22 protein-coding genes are annotated in these 25,151 nt (G+C 60.5%); 12 read left to right on the top strand and 10 right to left on the bottom strand.

The annotated features are described in order from the left end of the window. Window positions 1–145: 145 nt before the first annotated feature. Window positions 146–1,813, top strand: a complete 1,668-nt coding sequence (locus ACILSR_RS02445; RefSeq protein WP_395748136.1) for a tetratricopeptide repeat protein — start codon at window positions 146–148, stop codon at window positions 1,811–1,813. Between the two features lie 83 nt (window positions 1,814–1,896). On the opposite strand, the gene ACILSR_RS02440 is transcribed toward ACILSR_RS02445, so the two are convergent. From ACILSR_RS02440 to ACILSR_RS02420, 5 genes are all read right to left on the bottom strand, one after another. Continuing rightward, window positions 1,897–2,703 (bottom strand): hypothetical protein, encoded by an 807-nt coding sequence (locus ACILSR_RS02440; RefSeq protein ID WP_395748135.1) that lies wholly within the window; start codon window positions 2,701–2,703, stop codon window positions 1,897–1,899. A gap of 303 nt (window positions 2,704–3,006) precedes the next feature. After that, a complete protein-coding gene (locus ACILSR_RS02435; RefSeq protein WP_395748134.1) occupies window positions 3,007–3,366 on the bottom strand; it encodes a hypothetical protein in 360 nt (119 codons plus the stop codon). A 59-nt stretch (window positions 3,367–3,425) separates the two neighbouring features. After that, window positions 3,426–3,872, bottom strand: coding sequence for a TA system VapC family ribonuclease toxin (locus ACILSR_RS02430; protein WP_395748133.1), 447 nt, complete (start codon window positions 3,870–3,872; stop codon window positions 3,426–3,428). A gap of 15 nt (window positions 3,873–3,887) precedes the next feature. After that, on the bottom strand, window positions 3,888–4,142 hold the full coding sequence (locus tag ACILSR_RS02425) for an antitoxin (RefSeq protein WP_395748132.1): 255 nt from the start codon (window positions 4,140–4,142) through the stop codon (window positions 3,888–3,890). Window positions 4,143–4,210: 68 nt separating this feature from the next. Next, a complete protein-coding gene (locus ACILSR_RS02420) occupies window positions 4,211–4,924 on the bottom strand; it encodes a class I SAM-dependent methyltransferase (RefSeq protein WP_395748131.1) in 714 nt (237 codons plus the stop codon). Between the two features lie 355 nt (window positions 4,925–5,279). Here ACILSR_RS02420 and ACILSR_RS02415 point away from each other — a divergent pair, with 355 nt between their 5' ends. The 6 genes from ACILSR_RS02415 (at window position 5,280) to ACILSR_RS02390 (ending at window position 11,525) form a co-directional block, all read left to right on the top strand. Beyond that, a complete protein-coding gene (locus ACILSR_RS02415; protein WP_395748130.1) occupies window positions 5,280–6,149 on the top strand; it encodes a hypothetical protein in 870 nt (289 codons plus the stop codon). Window positions 6,150–6,178: 29 nt separating this feature from the next. Continuing rightward, complete coding sequence (locus tag ACILSR_RS02410) at window positions 6,179–6,661, top strand: hypothetical protein (RefSeq protein ID WP_395748129.1); 483 nt, start codon at window positions 6,179–6,181, stop codon at window positions 6,659–6,661. A gap of 26 nt (window positions 6,662–6,687) precedes the next feature. Continuing rightward, window positions 6,688–7,257: an anthranilate synthase component II gene (locus ACILSR_RS02405; RefSeq protein ID WP_395748128.1), complete on the top strand. Its 570-nt coding sequence runs from the start codon at window positions 6,688–6,690 to the stop codon at window positions 7,255–7,257. A gap of 19 nt (window positions 7,258–7,276) precedes the next feature. Continuing rightward, entirely contained in the window at window positions 7,277–7,708 is a 432-nt protein-coding gene (locus ACILSR_RS02400) for a hypothetical protein (RefSeq protein WP_395748127.1), read from the top strand. A gap of 195 nt (window positions 7,709–7,903) precedes the next feature. After that, the gene (locus tag ACILSR_RS02395; RefSeq protein WP_395748126.1) at window positions 7,904–10,072 is read left to right on the top strand and encodes a PSD1 and planctomycete cytochrome C domain-containing protein; all 2,169 of its coding nucleotides are present in this window, start codon (window positions 7,904–7,906) and stop codon (window positions 10,070–10,072) included. A 19-nt stretch (window positions 10,073–10,091) separates the two neighbouring features. Then, a complete protein-coding gene (locus ACILSR_RS02390) occupies window positions 10,092–11,525 on the top strand; it encodes a DUF1501 domain-containing protein (RefSeq protein ID WP_395748125.1) in 1,434 nt (477 codons plus the stop codon). A 12-nt stretch (window positions 11,526–11,537) separates the two neighbouring features. Here ACILSR_RS02390 and ACILSR_RS02385 read toward each other — a convergent pair whose 3' ends face one another. Continuing rightward, entirely contained in the window at window positions 11,538–12,902 is a 1,365-nt protein-coding gene (locus ACILSR_RS02385) for a Gfo/Idh/MocA family protein (RefSeq protein WP_395748124.1), read from the bottom strand. 124 nt (window positions 12,903–13,026) lie between these two features. On the opposite strand from ACILSR_RS02385, the gene ACILSR_RS02380 reads away from it, so the two are divergent. Further along, window positions 13,027–13,749 carry a GDSL-type esterase/lipase family protein gene (locus ACILSR_RS02380; protein ID WP_395748123.1) on the top strand — a complete coding sequence of 241 codons (723 nt, stop codon included), beginning with the start codon at window positions 13,027–13,029 and terminating at the stop codon, window positions 13,747–13,749. Between the two features lie 115 nt (window positions 13,750–13,864). Here ACILSR_RS02380 and ACILSR_RS02375 read toward each other — a convergent pair whose 3' ends face one another. Further along, the gene (locus tag ACILSR_RS02375) at window positions 13,865–15,646 is read right to left on the bottom strand and encodes a glycine--tRNA ligase (RefSeq protein ID WP_395748122.1); all 1,782 of its coding nucleotides are present in this window, start codon (window positions 15,644–15,646) and stop codon (window positions 13,865–13,867) included. A 212-nt stretch (window positions 15,647–15,858) separates the two neighbouring features. Then, entirely contained in the window at window positions 15,859–16,752 is an 894-nt protein-coding gene (locus ACILSR_RS02370; protein WP_395748121.1) for a LysR family transcriptional regulator, read from the bottom strand. Window positions 16,753–16,845: 93 nt separating this feature from the next. On the opposite strand from ACILSR_RS02370, the gene ACILSR_RS02365 reads away from it, so the two are divergent. Continuing rightward, the gene (locus ACILSR_RS02365) at window positions 16,846–18,141 is read left to right on the top strand and encodes a cation:proton antiporter (protein ID WP_395748120.1); all 1,296 of its coding nucleotides are present in this window, start codon (window positions 16,846–16,848) and stop codon (window positions 18,139–18,141) included. 83 nt (window positions 18,142–18,224) lie between these two features. On the opposite strand, the gene ACILSR_RS02360 is transcribed toward ACILSR_RS02365, so the two are convergent. Next, on the bottom strand, window positions 18,225–19,475 hold the full coding sequence (locus ACILSR_RS02360) for an NAD(P)/FAD-dependent oxidoreductase (RefSeq protein ID WP_395748119.1): 1,251 nt from the start codon (window positions 19,473–19,475) through the stop codon (window positions 18,225–18,227). Between the two features lie 149 nt (window positions 19,476–19,624). On the opposite strand from ACILSR_RS02360, the gene ACILSR_RS02355 reads away from it, so the two are divergent. Next, a complete protein-coding gene (locus ACILSR_RS02355; protein ID WP_395748118.1) occupies window positions 19,625–20,950 on the top strand; it encodes an alginate export family protein in 1,326 nt (441 codons plus the stop codon). A 75-nt stretch (window positions 20,951–21,025) separates the two neighbouring features. Continuing rightward, window positions 21,026–23,569, top strand: coding sequence for an ATP-dependent helicase HrpB (gene hrpB, locus ACILSR_RS02350; protein WP_395748117.1), 2,544 nt, complete (start codon window positions 21,026–21,028; stop codon window positions 23,567–23,569). Window positions 23,570–23,585: 16 nt separating this feature from the next. Here hrpB and ACILSR_RS02345 read toward each other — a convergent pair whose 3' ends face one another. Beyond that, the gene (locus ACILSR_RS02345; protein WP_395748116.1) at window positions 23,586–24,650 is read right to left on the bottom strand and encodes a L,D-transpeptidase family protein; all 1,065 of its coding nucleotides are present in this window, start codon (window positions 24,648–24,650) and stop codon (window positions 23,586–23,588) included. Between the two features lie 162 nt (window positions 24,651–24,812). On the opposite strand from ACILSR_RS02345, the gene ACILSR_RS02340 reads away from it, so the two are divergent. Further along, window positions 24,813–25,031: a hypothetical protein gene (locus ACILSR_RS02340; protein ID WP_395748115.1), complete on the top strand. Its 219-nt coding sequence runs from the start codon at window positions 24,813–24,815 to the stop codon at window positions 25,029–25,031. Window positions 25,032–25,151: the final 120 nt, after the last annotated feature.

Below are 25,151 nucleotides of genomic sequence, written 5' to 3'. Positions count from 1 at the left end.
ATCACAGCACATCGCAATCACCCAGGCACAGCCCCACTCCTCAACCCCAAGTCCCATCCTTCCGTCCTTAACAGCTCGCCATCACGTCATCACACCGCACCCCACCAATTGACAATTCCCCCACCCGTCGAAATTCCCACCACTCATGCCCACCCGCGACCCACAGCGCGAAGACGACCCGCCTGCACGCTCAGATTCGCTCGTCCCCGGAGACACTCCCGCATCCACTCCCACAGACTGGACCGATGACGAACCCGCCGCGCTTTCCTTTCTCCACAGCTGCACCATCGGCAGCCGGCAGACGCCCGCCCCAGTCGCCCTCTCCGCCTATCAGCGGCTCGAGCGCGCACTGACCGCCGCGCACCTGAAATCCTCCGCGCAAAAAGCCGCCGCAGGCAAGGCCTACCACTCCATAGCCCGCGCCTTGCACGAAGCCCAGACTCAGCAGCCGCACTCAGATTTCGCCCACGCCGCCGCAAACGCCTACCAGCGCGCCCTCGACCTCCACTTCCACGAAGACGGCATCCACCTCAGTCTCGGAAACCTCTGCCGCGATTTCCTCGACCAGCCCAAGCGCGCAGAGCAGTGCTACCTCCGCGCCATCGAGCAAGCCCCCATGCGGCCCACCCCGCACATCGGCCTTGGAGACCTGTATCATCTCCAGCTCCACGAACACGCTCTCGCCGAGACCCATTACCTCCGCGCCATAGCACTCGATGCCACCTACTGGTATCCCCACCGCCAGCTCGCCGATCTCTATCAGCGCCACCTCCAGCAGTACACTCTCGCAGAGACCCACTACCTCCGCGCCCTCGAGCTCTCATCGCACCATGTCTGGACGCACTGCGGCCTCGGCCGCCTCTACCACTATCACCTGCACCAGTACGCCCGCGCCGAGGCATGCTACCTCCGCGCCATCGAACTCGACCCCCGGCTCGCCTTTCCCCACCGCGAACTTGGCAACCTCTGCCACTACCACCTCCGCCAGCCCGCACGCGCCTGGGAGTGCTACCTCCGTGCCCTCACACTCCATCCCCAGGATGACTACGCACTCCGCACCCTCGGCACACTTTACCAGGACTACCTATCCCAGCCGCATTCCGCCGCAGACTACTACCACCAAGCCATCGCCGCCGCCCCCGGAAATCCCCGCGCCTACATTGCCCTCGCCCACCACCACGAAACTGCCGGCCGCTGGGAGCAGGCCACCACCCTCACTCAGCAAGCCCTCGCCCTCGATCCCCACTACGCCGCCGCCCACCGCAGCCTCGCCTGGCTCGCCCTCCGCAGTCAAAACGCCCTTCCCCAAGCCCGCCACTGGTCCGCCCAAGCCGACGCCGACGCCAGACGAGAAGCAACTGCAAAACAAGACGCAAACACATCCGCAAACAACGGCTCCACCTCCGCAGAAAGCCAGACCAGCAACGCCCTCCTCCACATCGCCCTCGCCACCTGGACTGCCGACTGGCCCCTGGCGCACACCCTTTGGTCCCAATGGATCAGCAACATGCCACCGCACCAGGAGTGGATCCCCTGGCAAAACCGCGACCGCATCGCAGCCATCTTCCGCCGCGCCCATCTCACCGGCCAACTGCAGCCCTACCTCCACGCCCTCCCGCCTGCACACCCCAGCTGGCCCCCCTTCGCCCAAGCGCTCCAAACCCATCTCCAAACACCCCCCATCCTCCCCAACCCCACCCCGGTCCCGTCCAAGAGTCCACCAGACCCCCACACCACCGAATTCCTCCACCTCCTCCAAACCCCCGATCCACCCCCAGTCGCTGCCACAGCTCCAGCCTCCGCACCTCGCTAGAGACACCACGTCCAAAAAACTCCTTCCGCCGCTTTAAAACAATTCTCAAAAGATCGTCACTTTGACCGGTGAGCGAAGCGGCCTCAGTGGCAAGACGGAAGCCTGCCAGTCATGGGTGCTGCGGAGAGACGGCTCGATGGCGCCGAGGTAGTCCCAGAAAGCCTGGCAGATTTCATCAGCGATCCATCGGGACGGGCGGCGTGGAGTGCGGCAGCGAGTGCTTCTGGTGTACTGACTCCATCAGCGAGGAGAGAGTCTGCGACATCGAGGAAGGCGGCGCGGCGGTCTTTCGGGAGTCCGACCTGTTGAGAAGCAGGCGCGCTGAGAACCTGACCCGGTGTGTTATCTTCAGGAGAAAAAGTAGAACTACTCGTCGAGCCAGTCGGCGTTAACGATGCTGAAGGCGCGCTGTTGGATAGCGTCGCGTATTTCAGCCCGTTCGTCGTCTGAGAGACCTGGCTGTTCGAGTCTCTGCTTGAGCTGCTCGATTGTGTCGTCTGGCTCTTCCATACGACTCCGGACATAGCTTCGATATGTGGAGTCGGCAAGCCGGTAATCATGCGCTCGTAGTGCACGCCATCTGCCGATAAGGTCACGGGCTTGCCAAGAATCTCTTTGGCCTGTGCGGCTGGGATGATAGGCACGCCCATCTTGCGGGCAATATGCTCTGGAGCGTCTGAAAGCTCCGCAAAATACCCCTCCTTTGAAAGGTATTCCTTGAAGAGTCGCTTCCATTCTGCTTTCCCCACATCACTGCGATCGGTCCCAGTGAAGGACAGTTTGAAGCCATGGGGCGTTGTCTTCCATGAAAATACCGCCACAGGAATGCCAGTGGCCACATCCCACGTTTCTGGCTGTTTGAGAAGATCTGCAGCGGTGGCGAACTGCATGCCAATGTCACCGTAAGATTTTTGATAAATTTCGAATACCACCTTGGAAACGGGGTCATGGTGCAAATAAGTGACAAAATGACCGGCCGTCTTTGCGCCCTCACTCCCTCACAAAATCCCGCTTATCATACAGCTTCGGGTCCGGCATCGGATCTCGTCGTGAGGCTTTGACACGCTCGAGTATCTGGGAAAACACCCCCTTCTCCGTGAACCACTGAATCTAATATTTTCCTGCCCTTTTTCCGCCTTCAGATGATCAGCACCCGCAAAACCGACGATCCAAAGTCTCTAACCCACGGCCACTCACTCCACGATAACTGGCCCAATACTCCTCAGCTGATCACCATTGCGATCAAGCCCCGCTTTCCGCGTATTCTGTGTGTTCTGTAGGCAAGTCATTCTGAACCATCGGGGCTGGCCACGAAATTGCGGCCATCCATTCCCCTCACTTCCCCGCACCGGTGCCGCCCTCTCCCCCGCCTTCCTGAAAAACATCAGATGCTGCCACGGCAGCCCGTCAAACTCACGCACCAGCTTGAACCCGTTCACATTCATCTCCTTGTTGATTTGAGCCTTGCTCATCTTGTGCTCAGGCTTGATCGGCACACTTGCATCTTCAGCACGGATCTCCACCAGCACGAGTTGCCCAAACGACAGCGTCACGCCCGAAGTCGGCACCGTAGCCACCCGTTGAGATCGGAGGCGCAACTTTCATTGCGTTCTTAGGACTTCCCGATGGGATTCCACACCCTCTGAAACCCAAAGCCCTCGAAGTCCTTCACATTGGCTGTGGCGAATTCGGAGACGCCAAACGCTCGCAGGCAAAGCGCCGTGCGGGTATCGTAGATCCGGCGGCGGGCGATGCCAGGTGTTGCCACTTGCTGCCAGAGATCAGCGTGAACCTCCCGGCTGGTGGGTGGAAAGCCAAGGATCTTCCAGCGCGGATGCTGGCGGTAGCTTTGGATGACACTCACCGCATCAGGCGCTGAAAGAGGCTTCTTCAACACGGTTGGATTGCGAAGCAGCAGATAGAATTCGGTAAGGACAAACTCACTCAGCGCCACGTTCTCGCTTCCCGAAATGGACGTGATGAACGCCAGTGCCCTGTCGTGCTCAGGGGCTGCTTCGCTGTAGGCGTACAGCAGGAGGTTGGTATCAATCGAAAGCATGGCACGTGTTGGAAATCAGGCTAGCCGCGGATCGCCATCGTCGAATGCGGCATCTCGGAGCTGGGCTGCGCTTAAGCCTTTCCAACCGACCTTTCCGGATGTTGGCGGTGTCCAGGCTGTGCTCTGCAGCTCAGGAGCCTCCGGATAGACCTGCAGCAACAGCTCGGCGCCACGTCGGAACGTCTCCGCCAGGGACCATTCGCGCTGCTTGGCGAAACTGCGAAGTTCACGAAACAATTCCTCGGGAACCTGAATCTGAGTCTTGGTCATGCCTGTGATTATCCAGCTCCATCGATTTGATGTCAAGACGACTTCCTCACCTCTGCGCATCCTCCGGACTATTTTGCAGGAGCAGGCACCGGCATCGCCACTCCGGCCCCCTTCCCCGCCTTCCCGAAAAACATCAGATGCTGCCACGGCAGCCCGTCAAACTCACGCACCAGCTTGAACCCGTTCACATTCATCTCCTTGTTGATCTGAGCCTTGCTCATCTTGTGCTCAGGCTTGATCGGCACGCTCTCGTCCTCAGCCCGAAACTCGCACAGCACCAGTTGCCCTTCCGGCTTCAGCGCCGCGCGCATCCCCGCCAGCATCTGCACCGGATGGCTGAACTCGTGATACACGTCCACCAGCAGAATCATGTCGCAAGAGTTCGGCGGCAGCTTCGGGTCATGATACAGCCCGTTGATCGGCACGATATTCTTCACGCCGTTGCGCTCGATGTTCGCCTTCAGCATCTCGATCATCTCCGGCTGCACATCCACCGCAAACACCTTCCCCGTCTCGCCCACCATCTGCGCCAGCGGCAGCGTGTGGAAACCGTTCCCGCAGCCCATGTCACACACCGTCATGCCCGGCTTCACCCGCAGTTGCTCCCGCATCATGAGCGGACCCTCCTCCTCGTTCCTCACCGCCCGCATCAGCCACTCCGCCCCCTTCCAGTGCATCGTCCTCGCAATCACCCGCCCCTCATACTCCGTAAGCCCCGGCGGCACCTCCTCCCCGGAAAGATTCAAAACAGCAAGAAAGAGAAACGTGAAGAGCAGGCGCATGGCGAAACACAATCAACGCCACAATCCCTTAAATCTCAGCGCTTTTCTAACCTCCCTCCAAGTAATTTTGAGCCCCGCAGCCTTCCACCATCCCACCTCTAAAATCTTTCTTTACCTCATTTTTCTGCCCTCGCCTTCCGTCTCTCCCCCAACCCCACAACCCGCCACGCCCCTGCTTCGCCCCAAAGAAGCGCTGAATAAATCAACGTCGCACAAAATGAAAAATCGCAGATCCCTGATTCAGAAGGTATTCTCGGCGGTCTTCTAATCTCTGCGTTGTAAGATCAGCGTCCCCCTAAAGACTTTTGCAGACTCGCGCTGGAAATCTCAGGTCACCTCCGTATCCTCTCCGCTCATGACTCGTCGTCTCATCGCCCGCCTTCTGCTGCCCCTCCTCGGAGTCGCCAGCATTGCCGTGCTCAGTGCCCAGCAGGCGCCACCACCACCCCCCGCCGAGCGTACCCCGGAAAAGAACCCCATTCCAGAAGACGTCGTGGGAGACGAACACGTCCGCGAGGAATTCGGCGTCAACCAGTTTACCACCCCGTCCATCCGCAAGCTCTTCGACATGCTCAACAATGTCGGCAAGCTTCGCTTTGACGACCTCAAACGCCCCTTCACCGACAAAACACCCGCCGACCGCGTCATCGTCGCCATGGGCCTCGGCACCCTCATCGCAGACGGCTTCCTCATCGTCCAGTGCGAGCGCGTTGAGGAAATGGAAGCGGTCGGCCGCGCCATGATCAAATACGGCAAGGCCCTCGGAGCTGGCAGCCGCATGAACAAGCACACCGGCAGCCTCTTCGAGTACAGCCTCAAAGGCAACTGGCAGGATCTCCGCGTCGAACTCGCCAAAACCCAGGCAGACGTCGAAGCCGAAATGGTCCAGCTCCGCGACGTGGACATCGCCCACCTCATCAGCCTCGGCGGCTGGCTCCGCGCCCTCGAAATCGCCACCAAAAGCATCAGCGACAACTACGCAGAAGAAAAGACCCGCCAGCTCACCCGCCGCGACATCGCCGAGTACTACATGATGAGCCTCGACAGCCTGCACCCCAGCATCATGAAGAACCCTTCGCTGCAGCAGCTCCGCAAAGGCCTTGAAGAAATGCTTCCCCTGCTCGATGTGCCAGAAGGCAAAGCCCTCACCCAGGAAGAGGTGAAGACACTCCACCAAAAAGCCTCCACTCTCTGCCACATCATCACAGACAAGATGAACGGCTGAAGTCAGCTCCGCTTCGTATCCCCCATCTCATGGCCAATCTCACCCCGCAACAGCGTCAGCTCGTCGAACAATGGGCCGCTGAAGGCGCCAATCTCAATCAAATCCAGGACCGCCTGCGCGCCGAGTGCGCCACCACCCTCACCTACATGGAGACCCGGCTCCTTATCATGGAGCTCGGCGTTAAAATCCAGGATAAGCCCCGCGAAGCCCCGCCGGAGCCCAAACCTGAGCCCGTTATTGCCGAATCCGACACACAACTCGACGAAACTTCGGACCCTTCAGCCCCCCTTCCCCAAAGCGCTCTGAAAGTCTCCGTGGACGAATCCCCCCCTCCCGGAGCCATCATCAGCGGCCGCGCCACCTTCAGCGATGGCGTTACCGTTCAATGGTTTATGGACGAACAAGGTCGTTTTGGCATGCGCGGCCCCGCCCCCGGCTACCAGCCCCCCGCCGCAGACATCCCCTCTTTCCAGGCAGAACTCGACCACATCCTCCAGCTCCGCGGCTTCTAAATCGCTGAATATCAGCCATTTGCCCCATGCTTCTTATCATCGACAACTACGACTCCTTTACCTACAACCTCGTCCAATACTTCGGCGAGATGGGAGCCGTCATGGAAATCCGCCGCAACGATCAAGTCACTCTGGATGAGATAAGTAAGCTCAACCCAGACCACATTTGCATCTCCCCCGGCCCCTGCACCCCCAAGGAAGCCGGCATCAGCTGCGCCGTCATCGAACGCTTCGGCAAATCCACCCCCCTCCTCGGCGTCTGCCTCGGCCATCAAGCCATCGGCCACGTCTTCGGCGGCAATGTCGTCCGCGCCGGCCGCCTCATGCACGGCAAGACCTCCCTGATCAATCACCAGGGAGAATCCGTCTTCAAAGGTCTCCCCCAGCCCTTTGAAGCCACCCGTTACCACTCCCTGCTAGTCAAACGCGACACCCTCCCCGACTGCCTCGCCATCACCGCCACCGCCAGCGATGACGAGTCCGAGATCATGGGCCTCCGCCACAAAGAACTCCCCATCCACGGCGTCCAGTTTCACCCCGAGTCGATTCTCACCCAAGACGGCAAAAAGCTCCTGAAGAACTTCCTGGAGATGTAACGCAGGCTGAAGTGGGTCCATGAACGACGAGGAACATCTCCGCCGCTTCGAGGATCACTCCCTGCCACGTGAACAGTGGACACACCGCGCCCATCTGAAGGTCGCCTACCTTTATTTGCAGCGCCTTTCCTTTCCTGACGCCTTGGCGCAACTGCGTGCGGGCATCAAGGCTTACAACGCTGCAAAAGGCATACAAGACACTCCCACGGGTGGCTATCACGAGACAATGACGCGGGTCTGGCTTCAGCTTGTTTACACCGCCTTGAGCCAGTTCGGCCCGGCAGAAAGCGCCGATGCATTTTTCGACGCCCAGCACCAGCTTGCGAGCAAACGCACTCCGTTGCTCTTCTATTCGCACGATCTCATCATGTCTCCCGAGGCCAGATGCTCATTTGTTGTACCTGATCTGGCGCCACTGCCTATCCCCTTGGACACCTCTGACCTTGGATGAAAGCCTTCCCCTGAATGGATGGAGGTGGTGTTTGCTCGTGTTTGGACATCGCGGCACCAAAATTAGACACGCCGTCATCGCGAACGCCCAAAGCAGAAAACGCCCTCCCTGTCGGCATGCCAGCAGGATAAGACACAAAACAAACAAAAACAGGCACAGGCGGCTGGCGTTGGTTCATCCAGCGTCCTCACCCTTATGCACCGGTTTTTTGTTTTTCTCCTGCTCTTCCCTGCGCTGCTCGTGGCGGCTCCCACTTTGCCGGCAGATCATGCGGTGCGGATGGAGCGGGGACTGAAGTTGTTTCAGGAGGAAGTGGCGGGGCTGCTGAAAGAGCACTGCCTGCGCTGCCATGGGGGCGAAAAGGTGAAAAGCGGGCTGGATATGGCGACGCGAGAGGAATTGTTACGCGGGGGCGCGCATGGCACGGTGGTGGTGCCGTTTGATGCGGCGGGCAGCGTGCTGGTAGAGCAGATCAATCATGCGAAGGAGCCACACATGCCGGATGATCGGCCGAAGCTCTCGGCGGAGGTGATCGCGAAGATCACGGCGTGGATCAACGATGGTGCACCGTATGCGGAGCCGCTGGTGGCGGGAAAGAAGCCGAAGCGGGATGCGTCGGTGGTGACGAATGAGGACCGGCAATGGTGGTCATTTCTACCGTTGGCTAAGGTGAAGGCGAATTCCATTGATGAGCTGCTGCTGAAGCATGCGAAGGGGATGAAGTTTAATCCGCCGGCGGACAAGGCGACGCTGGTGCGCAGGCTGTACCTGGACCTGACGGGGCTGCCGCCGCCGGAGGGGGCGGATGAGGGCGATTTAAATGAGATCGCCGACAAGCTGCTGGCGTCTCCGCGTTATGGCGAGCGCTGGGCGCGGCACTGGCTGGATGTGGCGCGCTTTGCGGAGAGCACGGGCTTTGAGCAGGACTACGACCGGCCGTTTGCGTTTCATTATCGCGACTTTGTGATCAAGGCGCTGAACCAGGACATGCCATACGATACGTTTGTGAAATGGCAGCTCGCGGGGGATGAGTATGAGCCGCAAAATCCGCTGGCGCTGGCTGCTACGGGCTTTCTGGGGGCGGGGGTGTTTCCCTCGCAGATCACGGCGAATGAGGTGGAGCGCACGCGCTACGATGCGATGGACGACATGCTGAGCACGACGGGCGGTGCGATGCTGGGACTGACGGTGGGCTGCGCGCGCTGCCATGACCATAAGTTTGATCCGCTGCCGATGCGCGACTACTACCAGATGCTGAGCACTTTTACGACGACGACGCGCAGCAACGTGGATGTGTGGCCAGACCGTGTGACCTCGGCGGTGACGGTGATGGCAAAGGACAAGAGCACGCCGCTGCAGGCGGGTGCCACGCGCATGATGATCTGCGGTGAGGGCTACGATCCCATCGTGATGCACACGCAGGGCGGGCCGTTTTTTGAAAAGACGTACTTCCTGAAACGCGGCAGCACGGACATGAAGGATGGCGAGGCGCAGCAGGGCTTTATGCAGGCGCTCTCGACACCTGGCGATGCGAAGCGCTGGCAGTGGCAGCCGCCGGCGGGGGCGAAGTATTCGGGGAGGAGGCGCACCCTTTCCAACTGGATCACGGATGTGGATAAAGGCGCAGGGGCGTTGCTGGCGCGGGTGATCGTGAACCGGCTGTGGCAGCACCATTTTGGCACGGGCCTAGTGGCGACGCCGAATGATTTTGGCAAGACGGGCACGGCGCCCTCGCAGCCGGAGCTGCTGGACTGGCTGGCGAGAAAACTGATCGCGAATGGGTGGCAGTTGAAACCGGTGCACCGGCTGATTGTGAACTCGCAGGCGTACCGGCAAAGCACGCAGCGCAGTGTGGAAAAGGAGGCGGCTGATCCGGCGAATGCGCTGTGCATGCGGCGCGTGCCGCAGCGGCTGGAGGCGGAGGCGATCCGTGACTCCATGCTGGCGGTGAGCGGCACGCTGGATGAGACGATGTTTGGCCCTGGGACACGCGATGAGAACAGCAAGCGGCGCAGCATTTACTTCACCATCAAGCGCAGTGTGCTGATGGGCAGCATGGTGGCCTTTGATCTGCCGGAGCCGCTGGTGAGCCAGGGCAGCCGCCCGACGACCACCGTGGCACCGCAGGCGCTGATCCTCATGAACAGCCCGCAGGCACGCACGTGGGCGGAGGGGCTGGCCAAACGCATCGCGAGTGCGGGAGATGTGAAGCAGCAGATCGTGAAAGCTTATGCTATTTGCTTTCACCGTGCGCCGAAGGCGGAGGAGCTGGCCCAAGGACTGGCCTTTATTCAAAGCGGAGGCACGGCGGCGGACTACTGCCAGGTGCTGCTGAGCCTGAATGAAATGGTGTACGTGAACTGAACCCCGGATGACTGACAACATGAACACATTTCCACCCCTTTCCCGCCGCCATCTGCTGCAACGCGCTGGCGGTGGCTTTGGCATGCTGGCTGCAGCGGCGATGCTGGACCGTGAAGGACGCGCGGCAGCTTCGCTGAATCCCTTTGCGCCGAAACAGCCGATGCACATGGGCAAGGCGAAGTCGATCATCTGGATTTTCACCAATGGCGGGCCTTCGCAGGTGGATACGTGGGACTACAAGCCAGAGCTGAAGAAGCGCGACGGCAAGGTGCTGGATGGCTTTGATCCGAAGACGGGCTTTTTCCCTGGCTCGGTGGGGCCGCTGATGGCGTCGCCGTTTGAGTGGAAGCAGCATGGGCAAAGCGGCACGTGGGCGAGCGAGATCTTTCCGAAGACGGCGATGCATGTGGACAAGATGTGCTTCATCCACTCGTGCTGGACGGGCTCCAACAATCACTCGCCTGCGCTCTTCATGATGAACACGGGTGCCACGCGCATGGGCTACCCCTGTGTGGGCTCGTGGGTGAACTATGGCCTGGGCAGCGAGAGCGATTCCCTGCCCTCGTTTGTGGTGATGAGTGATCCGCTGAATCGAGGCCTGCCCAAAGGAAGCGCGGCGAACTGGGGAGCGGGATTTCTACCGAGCATTTATCAAGGCACCTGGCTGAAGCCGAAGGGGGCACCGATTGAGAACTTGGCGGTGCCAGCCTCACTGACGACGAAGCGGCAGCGTGCGCAATTGGATCTGCTCGCGCAGCTGAATCGCGGTGCACTGGCGGAGTCGCCGATCGAGAGTGAGTTGAATGCGCGCATCGAGAGCTTCGAGCTGGCCTACCGCATGCAGACGGCTGCGCCGGAGGCCTTTGATGTGAAGGGCGAGCCGGAGCACATCCAGAAGCTCTACGGCTTGAACGAGAAGCACTGCGGCCACTTCGCCGCGCAGTGTCTCACCGCGCGTCGCATGGTGGAGCGCGGTGTGCGCTTCATCCAGATCTACTCCGGCGGCATGGAGAACCAGCAGAGCTGGGACGGTCACAATGACATCGCGGGGAATCATCGCGGCTTTGCGCTTGAGAGCGACCAACCCGTGGCGGCGCTCATCGCCGATCTGGAGCAGCGTGGGCTGCTGGATCAGACGCTCATCATCTGGGGCGGTGAATTCGGTCGCCTGCCCATCTCCCAAAAAGCCGCGAAGCCGGGGCGTGATCACAACCCGCATGCGTTCACCGTGTGGATGTGTGGAGGCGGCGTGAAGGGCGGCTACCACCACGGCGAGAGCGACGAGATCGGCTTCAAGGCGGCGATGGATAAAGTGAGTGTGCATGACCTGCATGCGACGATCCTCGCTGCGGCGGGCTTAGATCATGAGCGGCTGACATTTAAGTTTCAGGGGCTGGATCAGAGGCTCACGGGCGTGGAAAATCCGAAGGTGGTGACGAAGGTTTTTGGGTGAGGTAGCAGCACGTCACGCCCGCCCATACTTTGCACGCTCCGCTTTGCGGATGAACTTGTCCGCATCAGGCATGCCGGGGACTTTCAAGTTGGGGCCGTCCCAGTCGATGTTCTTTTGCAGGCGCAGGGCGACGATGCCGGAGAGACCGATTTCGGTGAGGTGGCCGCCGAGATCGAAGTCGGCAAAAACTTTGGGCCCGCCCTGGATGGCGTCGATCCATTCGTCGATGTGGCCTTTCACGCGTGGCAGCGTGATGGGAATCTTCTTGGCGGCGGGATGATTGTCCGCGCCGGTGAATTTCGCATCGATGTTGAGCTTGATGTAGCAGTCGGAGTTCCACAGGCCGCTCTGGAGCTGGCCTTGATCGCCGATGAGCAGGCAGCCGGTGCGCGGCAGACTGCCAAAGGTGCCGATGAGCGGAGCCGTGACGTCGGCAGGTGGCAGATCACCGCCAGTGTAGAAGTGCAGGCGAACAGGACCGCGCCCATCACGCGCAGCGAAATGAAAATGCACCGTGCAGGCTGAGGCAAAGCTCTCCTTGCCCAGTCCGGTACCGGTGATCTCGATGCGCGTCGGATAGTCGAGGTTCAGGGCACGCACGGGCATGTTGAAGCCGTGGCAGCAGAAGTCGCCGAGCGAGCCGTTGCCAAAGTCATACCAACCACGCCACTTGGCGGGATGGTAGATGCCCGCCTTGTAGCCACGCTCAGGCGCCGTGCCGAGCCAGAAGTCCCAGTCAAGCGTGGCGGGAATGGGATCTCCGCCCGCAGGACGCTCCTCGCCACTGGGCCAGCTATGCGTGGGATGCCAGACGTGGATGTCGCTGATGGCACCAAAGAAGCCTGCAGCGATCAGCTCCATGCTGCGGCGCAGATTCGGCGAGGCACTGCCTTGATTGCCCGTCTGCGTGATCACCTTCGCTGTGCGTGACATCTCGCGCAGCTCGCGTGCCTCCGCGATGGTGTGCGTGAGCGGCTTCTCGCAGTACACGTGTTTGCCGGCCTGCATGACGGCGCGGCAGATGGGTGCGTGCCAGTGGTCGGGCGTAGCGATGACGATGGCATCGAGCGACCTCTCCTTTTCAAGAAGCACGCGGTAGTCGCTATACATTGCTGCGTCTGCCACGCCTTCGCCGCGGCGTTTCTTGGAGCTTTCGATCTGCGCCGCATCCACATCGCAAAGAGCACCGACGTTGTGGCCGAGTTGCAGGATCTTTGCCACATGCCCCTGGATCTGCCCGCCCATGCCGATGAAGCCGACCTTGAGCTTGCTCGTCGTCTGGCCGCGCAGCAGCCCGGAGGGCAGAATGAGCGTGGAGGCCGCGGCGGCGGTGGTCTTCAGAAACGAGCGGCGAGCGGTTGTGGTCGTGGGGTTCATGGCGGCTGGGAGGCAATCTATAAGCCGACACCCGGCCCAATGTTGCATTTAGCATGTTCAGGGGTGCCTGAAGCGAGCCTGATCGAGCGGAGGATGGGAAGGCTGCTTTAACAAATCGCCCGTGATGGCTGGCTCCGCACTGTTTTCAAAAAGAACCGATGTGTTACGTGCAAATCGTTCGAGCCGTTTTATCTCCAACCAAATGAATCGACTTTGCTTCACCGCTCTTTTCTTCGCCTTCGCCGCCTTCCAATTACCGACTGAAAGCAGGGCGGCTGATCTCATTCGCGTGGCGTGTGTGGGTGACAGCATCACCGAGGGCATCGGCACTCAGAATCCGAAGAAAGACAGCTACCCGGCGAAATTGCAGGAGACTCTGGGAGCGAATTTCACCGTACAAAACTTTGGCGTGGGTGGACGCACGATGCTGAGGAAAGCGGATCCATTCGATCATCATCCTGCACTCAGCTCCAGCCCGAATGTAGTCATCATCGCTCTCGGAACCAATGATTCCAAGACCGCCATCTGGTCCGTCCGTAAAAACGAATTTATCGGCGACTACGTGGCCATGATCAAAGAGTTCCAGGCACTGCCGAGCCACCCCCAAATCTATGCCTGCCTGCCGCCGCCCGCGTTTCCCGGCAACTGGGGCATCACCGAAGACGTGATCCGCGACGAAGTTATCCCGGCCATCAAGCAGGCCGCGCAGATGGCGGGAATTGGGTTGATCGATCTGCACACACCGTTGCTGGAAAACAAAACTTGGTTTCCTGACACGGTTCATCCCAACGGCGAAGGAGCACAGCGGATTGCTGAACTGGTGGGGGCGGCGATCCAGGCAAAGTAAAGCAGTGGAGCGAAGCAAGAAATGAGGAGAGGGATCATCTCGATCCCTCTACGCGCCGTTTTCACTCAACTCTTCCAAAATGGGGGATCAAGATGATCCCCCTCCTGGACTTGTCTTACGACACCAGCGGCAGCAGCTTCCCGAGGAGATCGCTGATCTTCACACGCTCCTGCTCATTGCTGTCGCGATGGCGCAGGGTCACGGTGTCGAGGAGTTCGGGGCCTTTTTCGCCGCAGGTTTCGAAGTCGATGGTGACGCCGAAGGGGGTGCCTGCTTCGTCCTGACGGGCGTAGCGGCGGCCGATGGAGGCGGTCTCGTCGTAGAAGCAGTTCATGTGCTTCTTGAGGAGGGCATAGACTTCGCGGGCCTTGGCGACGAGCTCGGGCTTGTTCTTGAGCAGCGGGAAGACGCCGACCTTGATAGGAGCGACGCGCGGATGCAGGCGGAGAACGGTGATGATCTCCTTCTTGCCCTTGTCATCCACCTTCTCGGTTTCGGAGAAGGCCTTGGCAATGACGGCGAGCGCCATGCGGTCGAGACCGGCGGAGGGCTCGATGACGTGGGGGACGTAGTTGCCTTTGAAGAGACGCTCGAACCAGGCACGCACGGCGGCCTCGGGCATCGGCTCGCCCTTGGTCTTCGCGGCTTCGGCTGCGAGGCGCTTCTGAATGAGGGCTTCCTTCTGCTCGTCGGTGAGCTTCGCAGCAGCGGTCTTGAGTTCTTCGTCGAAGATTTCCTGGGACTTGGTGCTGGCGGTTTGATGCGCGGACAAATCGAAGTCGCCACGAGCGGCGATGCCTTCGAGTTCTTCGGTGCCGAAGGGGAATTCGCAAAGGATGTCCACGCAGGCGCGGGCGTAATGGGCGAGGTCTTCCGGCGTCTGCCAGTAGTACTCGAGCACATCGCCGAGGCCGATGCCTTCGTAGAATTTGGTGCGCTGATCGACCCAGTAGCGGTGCCACATCTGCCAGCCCCAGTTGGGCTTGGGCTCGCTGAGGTCGGCACCTTCACTCCAGGCGGCGACTTCGCCACTGATGATCTCAACGGCTTCGTCGGGCTTGATGAAGAACTCGAGCTCCATCTGCTCAAATTCGCGGCTGCGGAAGGTGAAGTTCTTCGGTGTGACTTCGTTGCGGAAGGCCTTGCCGATCTGGCCGATGCCGAAAGGCACCTTCATGCGGCTGGAGTCATAGACGTTTTTGAACTGCGCGAAGATGGCCTGCGCGGTTTCGGGGCGCAGATAGGTGACGTCCGCCTCGGTCGCGGTGGGGCCGAGGTAGGTCTTGAGCATGAGATTGAAGGGACGTGCCTCGCCGAGAGCACCTCCGGTTTCCGGGTGGAAGTCGATGGTGTGCTCCAGGGTGTCGCCTTTGGCTTCGTCGAGGAGCTCGATCTCCTCCACCTTGCCAGCGGCTTCACCGGCATTGGAGGCGATGAGGGTGCGCACGCGCTTGCGCAGGCTTTCGATGTGCTCGCCTTTTTTCATGAGCACGGCGATGGGGCGGGCGAGCTTCCAGCCGGTGGGTGATTTAGCACCGCTGTAGTTCATGACGACGCCGTCCTGCGGCTCTACATGGTCCGCACGCACGCGCTTATTGGTGAGCGAGCACTCACGCATGAGGTCGGCGAAGGTGTCCACGTGGCCGCTGGCCTTCCAGATGGCGGGATTCATGAGGATGCTGGCGTCCAGGCCGAGGACGTCTTCGCGCTCACGGGTCATGGTGTTCCACCAGACGTTGCGCAGGTTGCGCTTGAGTTCGGCACCGAGGGGGCCGTAGTCCCAGACGCCGCCGCAGCCGCCGTAGATTTCGCTGCTTTGAAAGATGAAGCCGCGGCGCTTGCAGAGGGAAACGATCTTTTCCATTTGCGCGATGGCTGCTTTGGGGTCGGCTGACATGGTGGGTATTACGATTGGATGTTGGGGGGCTGCCGAATGACTGGATTGCCACCGGCAAGGGGGTGCGAAAGGAGCACTGGCGTAACGAAGGTGCAACGCATTTCCAAGGGGGCCAACGCGCCGCCTATCCTACTCGTCCCCATTCCTCCAAGGGTGTCAGGCGCGCAATGATCGAGGACGAGTTCGATAGGAGGACGATCACGATGAATGCGCTATTCCCACAGCTTGCCATCTCTCAACCACTCGCGCACCATTCCGCGAAATGCTGCCACGGCGGGATCATCCCCTTCCTTGGCCCAGACCATCACGAGCGGGATGGTTTGCTGCGGCTTGAGGGGAATGAGCGTCAGATTTTTGCTGGCGGTGCTCTCCGGCACCACACCCACCCCGGCCCCTGACTCCACGTACTGCAGGACCGTGCCGATGAGGCTGGGCATGTGCTTTACACGGGGGGCGAAGCCCGCTGCCTGACAGGCGGCCTGTATGGCATCGTGAGAGCCTGCGCCCTCACGCCGGGCCAGGATGATCAGCGGCTCTCCGGCCAGCTTTTTCCAAGGCAGTGAATTCAGCCGGGCCCAGGGATGATCCAGCGGCACGGCGGCGCAGAATTTTTCCTCCCGCAACAGGAGCGTCTGCAGGCCCAGCGCATCATGCGCGAGCACGGGCCGTGTCAGGCCAACTGAGAGCCGCCCCTTTGACACCATCTCCCACACGCGTTCCGGGGTGCGCTCCTCCAGGATCACCGTCACGCGCGGGTAGCGTCTGCCATACTCCTTGAGCAGGCGTGAGAGGAACGGACGCGTGGGCGGTCCGATGTAGCCCAGGCGCAGCTCCCCTTCTTCGCCCTTGGCAGTGCGATGCACACGACGCAGTGCCTCGTCCAGCCGCTCCAGGATGAGGCCGGTCTCATGCAAAAGCACCGCGCCCGCAGGCGTGAGACGAGGCGAGCGGCGCTCGCGCTCGATGAGCTGTGCGCCCAGCTCGCGCTCCAGTTCCTGCACTGCACGACTCAGCGCCGGCTGGGCGATGCGAAGACGCCGTGCCGCACGCGAGAAGCTCAGCTCCTCCGCCACAGCCTGAAAGTATTTCAAATGTCGCAGTTCCATGGGGAAAACACATTATACCGAATCGGCATCAAAGGCATAGCGAAACTCTATTTTCGTTACTGCGGAATCGGAATGAAAAGTGATGCCATCCCCATGAACAACGTCTCACTCGCCGTACAATTCTTCCTCCAGATCGCCGTCATCCTGCTGGCCTGCAGGGTGGTGGGAGCCATCGCGGCGCGCTTTGGCCAGCCCCAGGTGGTGGCGGAGATGATCACCGGCGTGCTGCTAGGTCCCTCGCTCTTTGGCCTGCTGGCTCCGGAGTGGCAGCAGTGGCTCTTCCCATGGGACAAGGCGCAGAAGCTCCGCGACACCTCCTGCTATCTCTTTCCCGCCTCGCAGCTCGGGCTGGCACTGTACATGTTCATCGTCGGCATGGAGTTTCGCATGGACATCGTCAGCAGGCGGCTCAAGAGCAGCGTGGCCGTCTCCATTGCAGGCATGGTGACGCCATTCCTGCTTGGCGCAGGCCTGGCCTGGGTGCTCTACCACCACACGGAGCTCTTCCCGAAAAAGACCTCTCTCACCGAGGCCATGCTCTTCCTGGGGGCATCCATGTGCATCACCGCCTTCCCCATGCTGGCGCGCATCATTCACTTCAAAGGACTGACAGGCACCACCATGGGCACCGTGGCCATCGGCGCGGGTGCCATTGACGACGCCACCGCGTGGATCCTCCTGGCCGTGGTGCTCGCCAGCTTTGAGCACAACATCGGCCACGCACTTTACAACATCGGCGGCGCGCTGGGCTTTGTCACCGTGGCGCTGTTCATCATCCGCCCGCTGCTGGCGCGCCTCTCCCACCTGCTGATTGAAAAAGACAAGCTCAGCGACGCGGGGCTCGTTATCGGTTTGGCGATGATGTCTCTCGGCGCCTGGTTCACCGACATGGTCGGTCTGCACGCGGTGTTTGGTGCCTTCATTATGGGCGCAGCGATGCCGCGTGGCATCATGGTGCGCGATCTCTGCGCCCGCATCCAGCCGCTGGCCGTGGCGCTGCTGCTGCCGCTCTTCTTCACCTACTCCGGCCTGAACACCAAAATCGGCCTGCTCAACACCTGGTACCTCTGGGGCATGTGCCTGGCCGTCCTGGCCGCTGCGGTGCTGGGCAAGTGGATGGCCTGCACGCTGGCCGCACGCGCCACGGGCATCTCCGGCCGCGAGGCCATGGGCATCGGCATTCTCATGAACGCCCGCGGACTCATGGAGCTGATCATCATCAACATCGGCCTTCAGCGCGGCATCATTTCCGAGGGGCTGTTTGCCACGCTCGTGATCATGGCCGTCGTCACCACGCTTATGGCCTCGCCCATCTTCGAGCGTCTCGTGGGCTCCGGCACTTACAAGCCCGAACCTGAGCCGGATGCGGAGCCTCAGCTGAGCGTGTAGTCCATCGCTGTGCCGAGTCCGCACGGATGAGGTCATTGCTTGCGCCCAAGACTGGCCAGATTTCATCCTGCGGCAGGGGCGGCTCACGCCGCCAGCAGCGGCTCGCCGTAGGGCAGGTCATCCGGCAGCGGCACAAACTCGCGGATCTGGCTCCAGAGCACGCTGAAGTCCTTGTTTACATCGCCGGAGAGGCAGTCGGTGATGGCGCCTCCGGCATCGGGGAAGCGCTTGATGACCTCCCGGAAGGAAAAGTCGGGATTGTAGAAGGCATAGACGAGCTTGCGCATGTTCTCCACTCCCTGACGGATGGTGGCGCCGTATTCCGTGAAACGTTCGGGGGAAAGATCGCCATCGAGCAGGCCCTGGTGTATGGTTTCGGCAGAAAGCACGCCACACTTCAGCGCAAGCATGACGCCGCTGCTGAAGACGGGGTCAAGGAATGCAAAAGAGTCTCCCACCAGCAGGAGCCCCGGCCCGGCACAATGACGCGCATGATGCGAGTACTCGCTGGTGAGGCGGTATTCACCATTCGAGACACCCGTGCCCAGATGCTCCTTAATCCACTGGTTTTCCTCCACCTCGCGGTTGAAGATTTCCTTCGGATCCTTCACGCCGCCACGGGTGAGGTATTTGCCTTCGGCCACCACGCCAACGCTGACCATGTCATCGTGCTGAGGGATGTGCCAGAACCAGCCCTTGTCCGGGATGTAGGCCACCATGGTCTGGCCTTCGTCGATGCCGGGTTCGCGGGCGGAGCCTTTGTAGTACGTCCACACAGCCACCTTGTTCAGGTAAGGATCGCGCATGCGCCAGCCGTTCCGCGTGGCGGTAAAGGCCTCCTTGCCGGTGCAGTCCAGCGTAATCTTGGCCTGGTATTCGGAGACGTTGCCGTCCTTGTCCTTCGCGCGCGCGCCGGCCACGCGGCCGTCCTCCCTGATCAGTTCCAGCACGGTGGTTTCTTCCTTCACTTCCGCGCCTTTCTCGCGTGCGTTATCCAGCAGCATCTGGTCGAACTCGGAGCGCAGCACCTGCCAGGTTTGCGCCACGCTTTCGCGGTCATAGCGGTTGAAGAAATAGAAGGGCTGCGAGGCTTTGCCATTCGGCTGCACGAAGGCCACGCTGTACTTCCTCACAAAGTGGGACTGCTTCATCTTCGGAATCATGCCCAGCCGCTGCAACGGCCCGAAGGTGAAGGGAATGAGCGATTCGCCGATGTGGTAGCGTGGAAATTTTTCGCGCTCGAGGATGAGCACCTTGTGGCCGTATTCGGCCAGGATGGCCGCTGCACTGGACCCAGCGGGTCCGGCACCGATGATAAGCGCGTCGTAGTTCATGAATGGAGCGCCCGCTGGCGCAGCCATTCAATACGCACCCGACATGCATAACTAAAATCGCATTTGGTTATCGTTTTAATGCCGTTTCAGCATGACGCACCCTTTATAACCAGCCAGCATGGATGCCATGCTGAAAGTCTATTTTCGTCTTGCTGAAGCATGAAGGAGACGTGGATTTCATGCGCCTCTCTCTGCTCCTGCCTCTTTTAGTGCTCCTGGCCTCCCGCGCCTGCGGCGAAGGTATCGCCGATCAGTTGAAATGGAACTTTCAGGCGCGCACCCGCGCGGAGACGCGCAACAACACTTACGACTTCGACTCCAGCCGCAACTCGGTGACGGACGACACCTTTCTGCTGATGCGGGTGCGGCTGGGGGTGGAGTGGCAGCCGGAGGACTGGATCAAGATCGCCGTGCAAGGGCAGGACGTGCGGGAGGCGTTTTCAAAGCGCGTCAATGTGCCGCTGCAAAACGGTGCAGAGGGAGATGACACCTTTGACCTGCGACTGGCCAGCATCGAGCTAGGACGTGCGAAAGGGCTGAGCGTGAAGATGGGCCGGCAGGTGCTGAGCTATGGAGACGAGCGCCTCGTGGGTCCGCTGGAGTGGCAAAACTTCAGCCGCACCTTTGACGCAGTGAAGCTGCACTACCAGGCGCCGACATGGTGGCTGGACGCCTTCACCTCCAGCGTGGTGCGCATCCGCCGCTCACAGTTCAATCTCTCTGACTGGGTTGACGACGCGGCCACGCGCAATCAGTTCTTCAGCGGCCTGTATTTCAGCAGCCAGTTCCTGCCGTTTCAGGCGACGGATCTGTATGCCTTCCACTTGCATGAGGAAACCGCGACCGGCACGTCCAACTTCGTCACGCTGGGCACGCGGCACAAAGGAGATCCCACCAAACTGAAGGGCTGGGATTACTCGGTGGAACTCGTCGGGCAGGTGGGGCAGGTCAGCGGCAAATCTCTCACCGCCTACGCGTACCATCTGGAGGGCGGCTACAACTGGCTCAAGCACCCATGGAAGCCTCGGCTCGCACTCGAATACAGCGCGGGCAGCGGCGACAGCGACCCGAATGACGGCCAAAACCACACGTTTCAAAATCTCTTCCCCACGAATCATCCGCCGTATGGCTTCATGGACACCTTCTCCTGGCAGAACATGCAGAACGTGGTGCTGCGCATGGCTGCACAGCCACACCCGAAGGTGAAGACGACGCTGGATTTTCACTCCTTCTGGCTGACCACCACGGGAGACGCGTGGTACCGTGCCAACGGGACGACGCGGGTCCGCGCGATCAATCCAAATGCGAACAGCCACGCCGGGTGCGAGCTGGACTTTACCATCAATGCAAAGCTAACGCCGCACCTGGACATGCTGTTTGGCTACTCGCACTTCTTTGCCGGCGCGTATCTGGCAGCGACCGGACCGAGTGATGATGCGGACTTTGCATACTGGATGCTGACGCTGAACTATTGAGCGCACAGGGAAGGTGCCGATCGGGCAATTTTTTCGTGTATTTCATGGGGTTCGTGGGCCACACCATGGGTGTCCATGTCCAACCCTGCCACGCTTCCCATCTTTGAACTCCGCAAGACCTTCACCGCCGCTCTGCTGGATCCGGCGCTGCCGAATCTTTTGATCAAAGCACCAACGGGGTCTGGCAAATCCACGCAGATACCGCAGTTTGTTCTCGACTCTGGCCTGCTGCCGGAGGGAAAGCGTTGCATTGTGCTGCAGCCTCGGCGCATCGCCGCGCGCATGCTGGCGCAGCGTGTGGCGCGGGAGCGGAATGCACGGCTGGGTGGCGAGGTGGGCTATCAGGTGCGCTTTGAGAATATCACCAGCAAGGAAACGCGGCTGAGCTATGTGACGGAGGGCGTGATGCTGCGGCAGATGCTGGAGGATCCGCAACTGGAGCGTGTGGGCTGCATTGTGATCGATGAATTTCATGAGCGGCATCTGGATGGCGATCTGGTGCTCGCTTTTGCACGGCAGCTTCAGCGGACGCGGCGGCCGGATTTGAAGATCGTGGTCATGTCTGCCACGCTGGTGTCGGGGCCGCTGGTGGAGTTTATGCAGCCTTCGAAGCTGCTGGAATCGGAAGGGCGCACGTTTCCCGTGGAGGTACGGTATCAGGCGCCGCTGCAACTGAAGACGGGATATCCGGAGCCGATCTGGGACCAGGCGGCGCGTGCCTGCGAGGAGCTGGCGCTTTCGCCAGGATTTTCGGGTGACATGCTGGTCTTCATGCCGGGCGGGCATGAGATCAGGAAGACCATTGCGGCGATTCAGGGGCGCAGCTTTGCGCGTGGTCGCCGCGTTGTGCCGCTGCATGGGGAACTGACGCCGCAGGATCAAGATGCGGCAGTGACGCCGGGCGAGCAGCCGAAGATCATCGTGAGTACGAACGTGGCGGAAACTTCGCTGACGATTGAAGGTGTGCGCGCCGTGGTGGATGGCGGGCTGGCGCGCACGGCCTCGTATGATCCGCGCCGTGGCATCAACACGCTCACGGTGCAGAAGATCAGCCGCGCCTCGGCGGAGCAGCGTGCAGGACGCGCGGGGCGTCTGGGGCCGGGTATCGCGGTGCGACTGTGGACGCAGAGGGAGCATCTGCTGCGGCCAGAGAGCGAACTGCCTGAGGTGCAGCGGCTGGATTTGAGCGAGGCATTCCTCGCGCTGCGAGTGCTTTCACGTGAGCCGTTTGACTGGTTTGAAGCGCCGACACCGGCCTCGGCGGCGCGTGCGGAGAATCTGCTGCATGACCTGGGGGCGATCGATCATGAAGGGCGAATCACGGGGCTGGGAAGACAGATGAGCCGGTTTCCGCTGCATCCGCGTTTTGCGCGCATGCTGCTGGCGGCAGCGCAGTTTGGATGTTTGCGTGAAGCAACGCTGTGTGCGGCGGCTTCGCAGGGGCGGGACATTTTGCTGGTGGGGAAAAACAATGCTTCGCATAAAAACGAAGACCTGTGGGAGCACGATGATGTGACGGAGTTTCAGGCAATCTTGCGTGCTTTTGCGAGAGCGGACGCGCTGGGCTTCAATGCCGACGAGTGCGCGCGTTACGGCATTCACGCGAACGCTTCCCGCGAGGCGGCGAGGAGTGCGGACCAGTTTTTGCAACTGGCGAAGCGCTCCGGTTTGCCGATCAATGATGAGGTGGCAGATCCGGCGGCGCTGGCGAAGATGCTGCTCGCGGCGTTCAGTGATCATCTCGGAGTGGAGACGAGCACTGGCAGTCGTATTTACCGTCTTGCGGGTGGTTACAGCGGGCATTTGGGAAAGGATGCGCACATCCGCCCGCCGCGGCTGATCGTCGCCTCTGAAATCGTGGAGGTGCAGGGCAAGGCGCTGACGGTGCAGCTGAACAACTGCACGCGCATTGAGGAAGAGTGGCTGAGGGAGTTGTTTCCTGAGGATTTCACCACGGGCAACCGCGCCACTTATGATGCGGTGAACCGCCGGGTAATGAATCTGGAGGAGGTGCGCTTTCGCAGTCTGGTTCTCAGCAGCCGCGAGCGGGGAGAGCCGGATGAATCGACGGCAGCAAGTTTGCTCGCGGCCGAAGTGATTGCAGGGCGGCTGCAACTCACGAACTGGAACGAAAAAGTGGAGCAGTGGATCACTCGCGTGAACTGCCTTGCCAAGTGGATGCCGGATTTGGAAATCCCGGCCATCGGTGAGGAGGACCGGCATTTGATCATCGAGCAGGTGTGCACCGGCGCCATCGCGTACCGTCAGCTCAAGGACAAAGACATCTTCCCTGCCCTGCACCAGTGGCTGAGCCATTCGCAGCGCGAGATGCTGGACAAGTATGCGCCTGAACGCTACGCGCTGAAGAACGGCAAAACCGCCCGCATTGTGTACGATGAGAAGCAGCCGCCGAGTGTGAGCGCGGTGCTGCAGCACATGTATGACGTGAACGAAAACCCCAAGGTGGCTGCGGGGCGCATCAGTGTGACGGTGCACCTGCTATCGCCGGCACAGAGGCCGATCCAGACGACGGGAGATATCGGCCGTTTTTGGAGGGAGGGTTATCCGGCGGTGAAGGCACAGCTGCGCGGGAGGTATCCGAAGCATGAGTGGCGGTGAAAAGTGAATGAATCCTTCACGGCACGATCAACACCCGTGTGCCGTTGCGGACGAGGTCGTGGAGCTGGAGGAGGTCGGCTTTTCGCAAGCTAAGGCAGCCCCAAGTGAGGTGGTGGGGGCCGTCTGGCCAGTCGGCGACCCAGCCGTGGATGCCGACGCCATCGCCGAGCGGGGTGCCGCGGGGGGACATGGTGCCTTGGTGGGCTGCGGAGGTGATGGCGACGTGCTGCTTCTGGGTGATGCGGTTTTCGCTGAGGGCGGTGCGAGCATCGTAGGCGTTGGGGTAGTTGAGACGAAGCCAGGCGGCGCCGAGATAGGCGCCATAGGTACCATCGAAGGGGCCTTTGGATTTTTGGGTGATGCGGTATTCGCCCACGGGGGTGCGGTTGTCGCCATCGGTGGTTTTGCGCTGTCGGCCGTCTTGGCCCAGGGCGATGGGGAGGGTGAGTGAGAGCTTGCCTTTTTCGCAGACGTGGAGCTGGTAGGTGTGCTTGATGGCGATGATCAGGCGGTCTTCTTTGGCGGGTATAAGCAGGTGCCTGTGGGTGCGGATGAATTGGGAAACGCTCATGGGCCAGGTGGCGGCTTCGGCGTAACGGAGATGATGCAGGGTGATGGTGAGGTGCGCGGGAGTGTCGTTTAAACCAGGGGCGATTTTGGCGATGCGCTGGCGACGCTTCACGACATCACCGGATTTGAGAGTGGCGTCGTGGATGCCGGTATAGATGACGAGGAGGTGCTGGGGCTGGCCGTTTTCGAGGTAGCGGTACTCGAGCCAGAGTTCGTTGTCTTTGACTTCGGTGACGGTACCGGCTGCGAGGGTGTGGACGGGTTGGTTGGCGGTGCCGATGCCAGTCCATGTTTCGTGGGACTCAAGGGCGAGGGCATCAATGATGTTTTCATTGACGGTCCATTTTTTATAGCGGCGCTGAGTGGAGGCGTCGGTGTAGCTAGCGGTGCCGTCGGGACCGCCGACGGGGAAATCGAAGCCATCGGCGAGGTCTGGGGAGAGGAATGGGGTGAGGTCCTGGGCTGGCAGGGTGCAGGTGAGGAGGAGGGAAAGCAGAAGGCGTAAAGTCATGCGTTCATTTGCTGCAGACATCTGATCTCACACCCTGCCTCGTGGCAGATGTGTACGTAGCACAGGCTCTTCATCGGGAGCAAATTCATCCACCCGTTCTAGCAAAAAAAAGCTTTGGTTAGCAAGCGACGAGTGTTGCCAAATTTGAATCCTTTGGATTCAATGCTCCCCGGCAAAGCGATCCTGCTGAAGTTCATGAAAAACTGGTTCTCCAAACTGATTGGCTCAAAAGGCCCCACGCCTATTAAATCCGCCCCGGAAAAGGCCGCTCGATTTGGCCAGCTTTTGAGCAGCTTCGAAGAGAACATGGAAGGGAAAAACATGTTTGGAGCCTTTGATGAACAGGCCTACGAACAGTTTAAACCCGGATACCGAAGTTAAGCAGCGTTTTTGAGATCTGTGTCTGGAGAGGGCAATTGGTCGGGAGGCTGCTTCGGCGAAGTTCGTTTTTGCCACTCCAATATTTTATCCATCAAGGGTTTGTGCTTCTCGCTGCCTCCC

Origin of the sequence: Prosthecobacter sp. (genome assembly GCF_044222565.1) — a bacterium.
Classification (GTDB): Bacteria; Verrucomicrobiota; Verrucomicrobiia; order Verrucomicrobiales; family Verrucomicrobiaceae; genus Prosthecobacter.
Note: the sequence above shows the minus strand (reverse complement) of the source record. Positions and strands in the feature narration are given on the sequence as shown.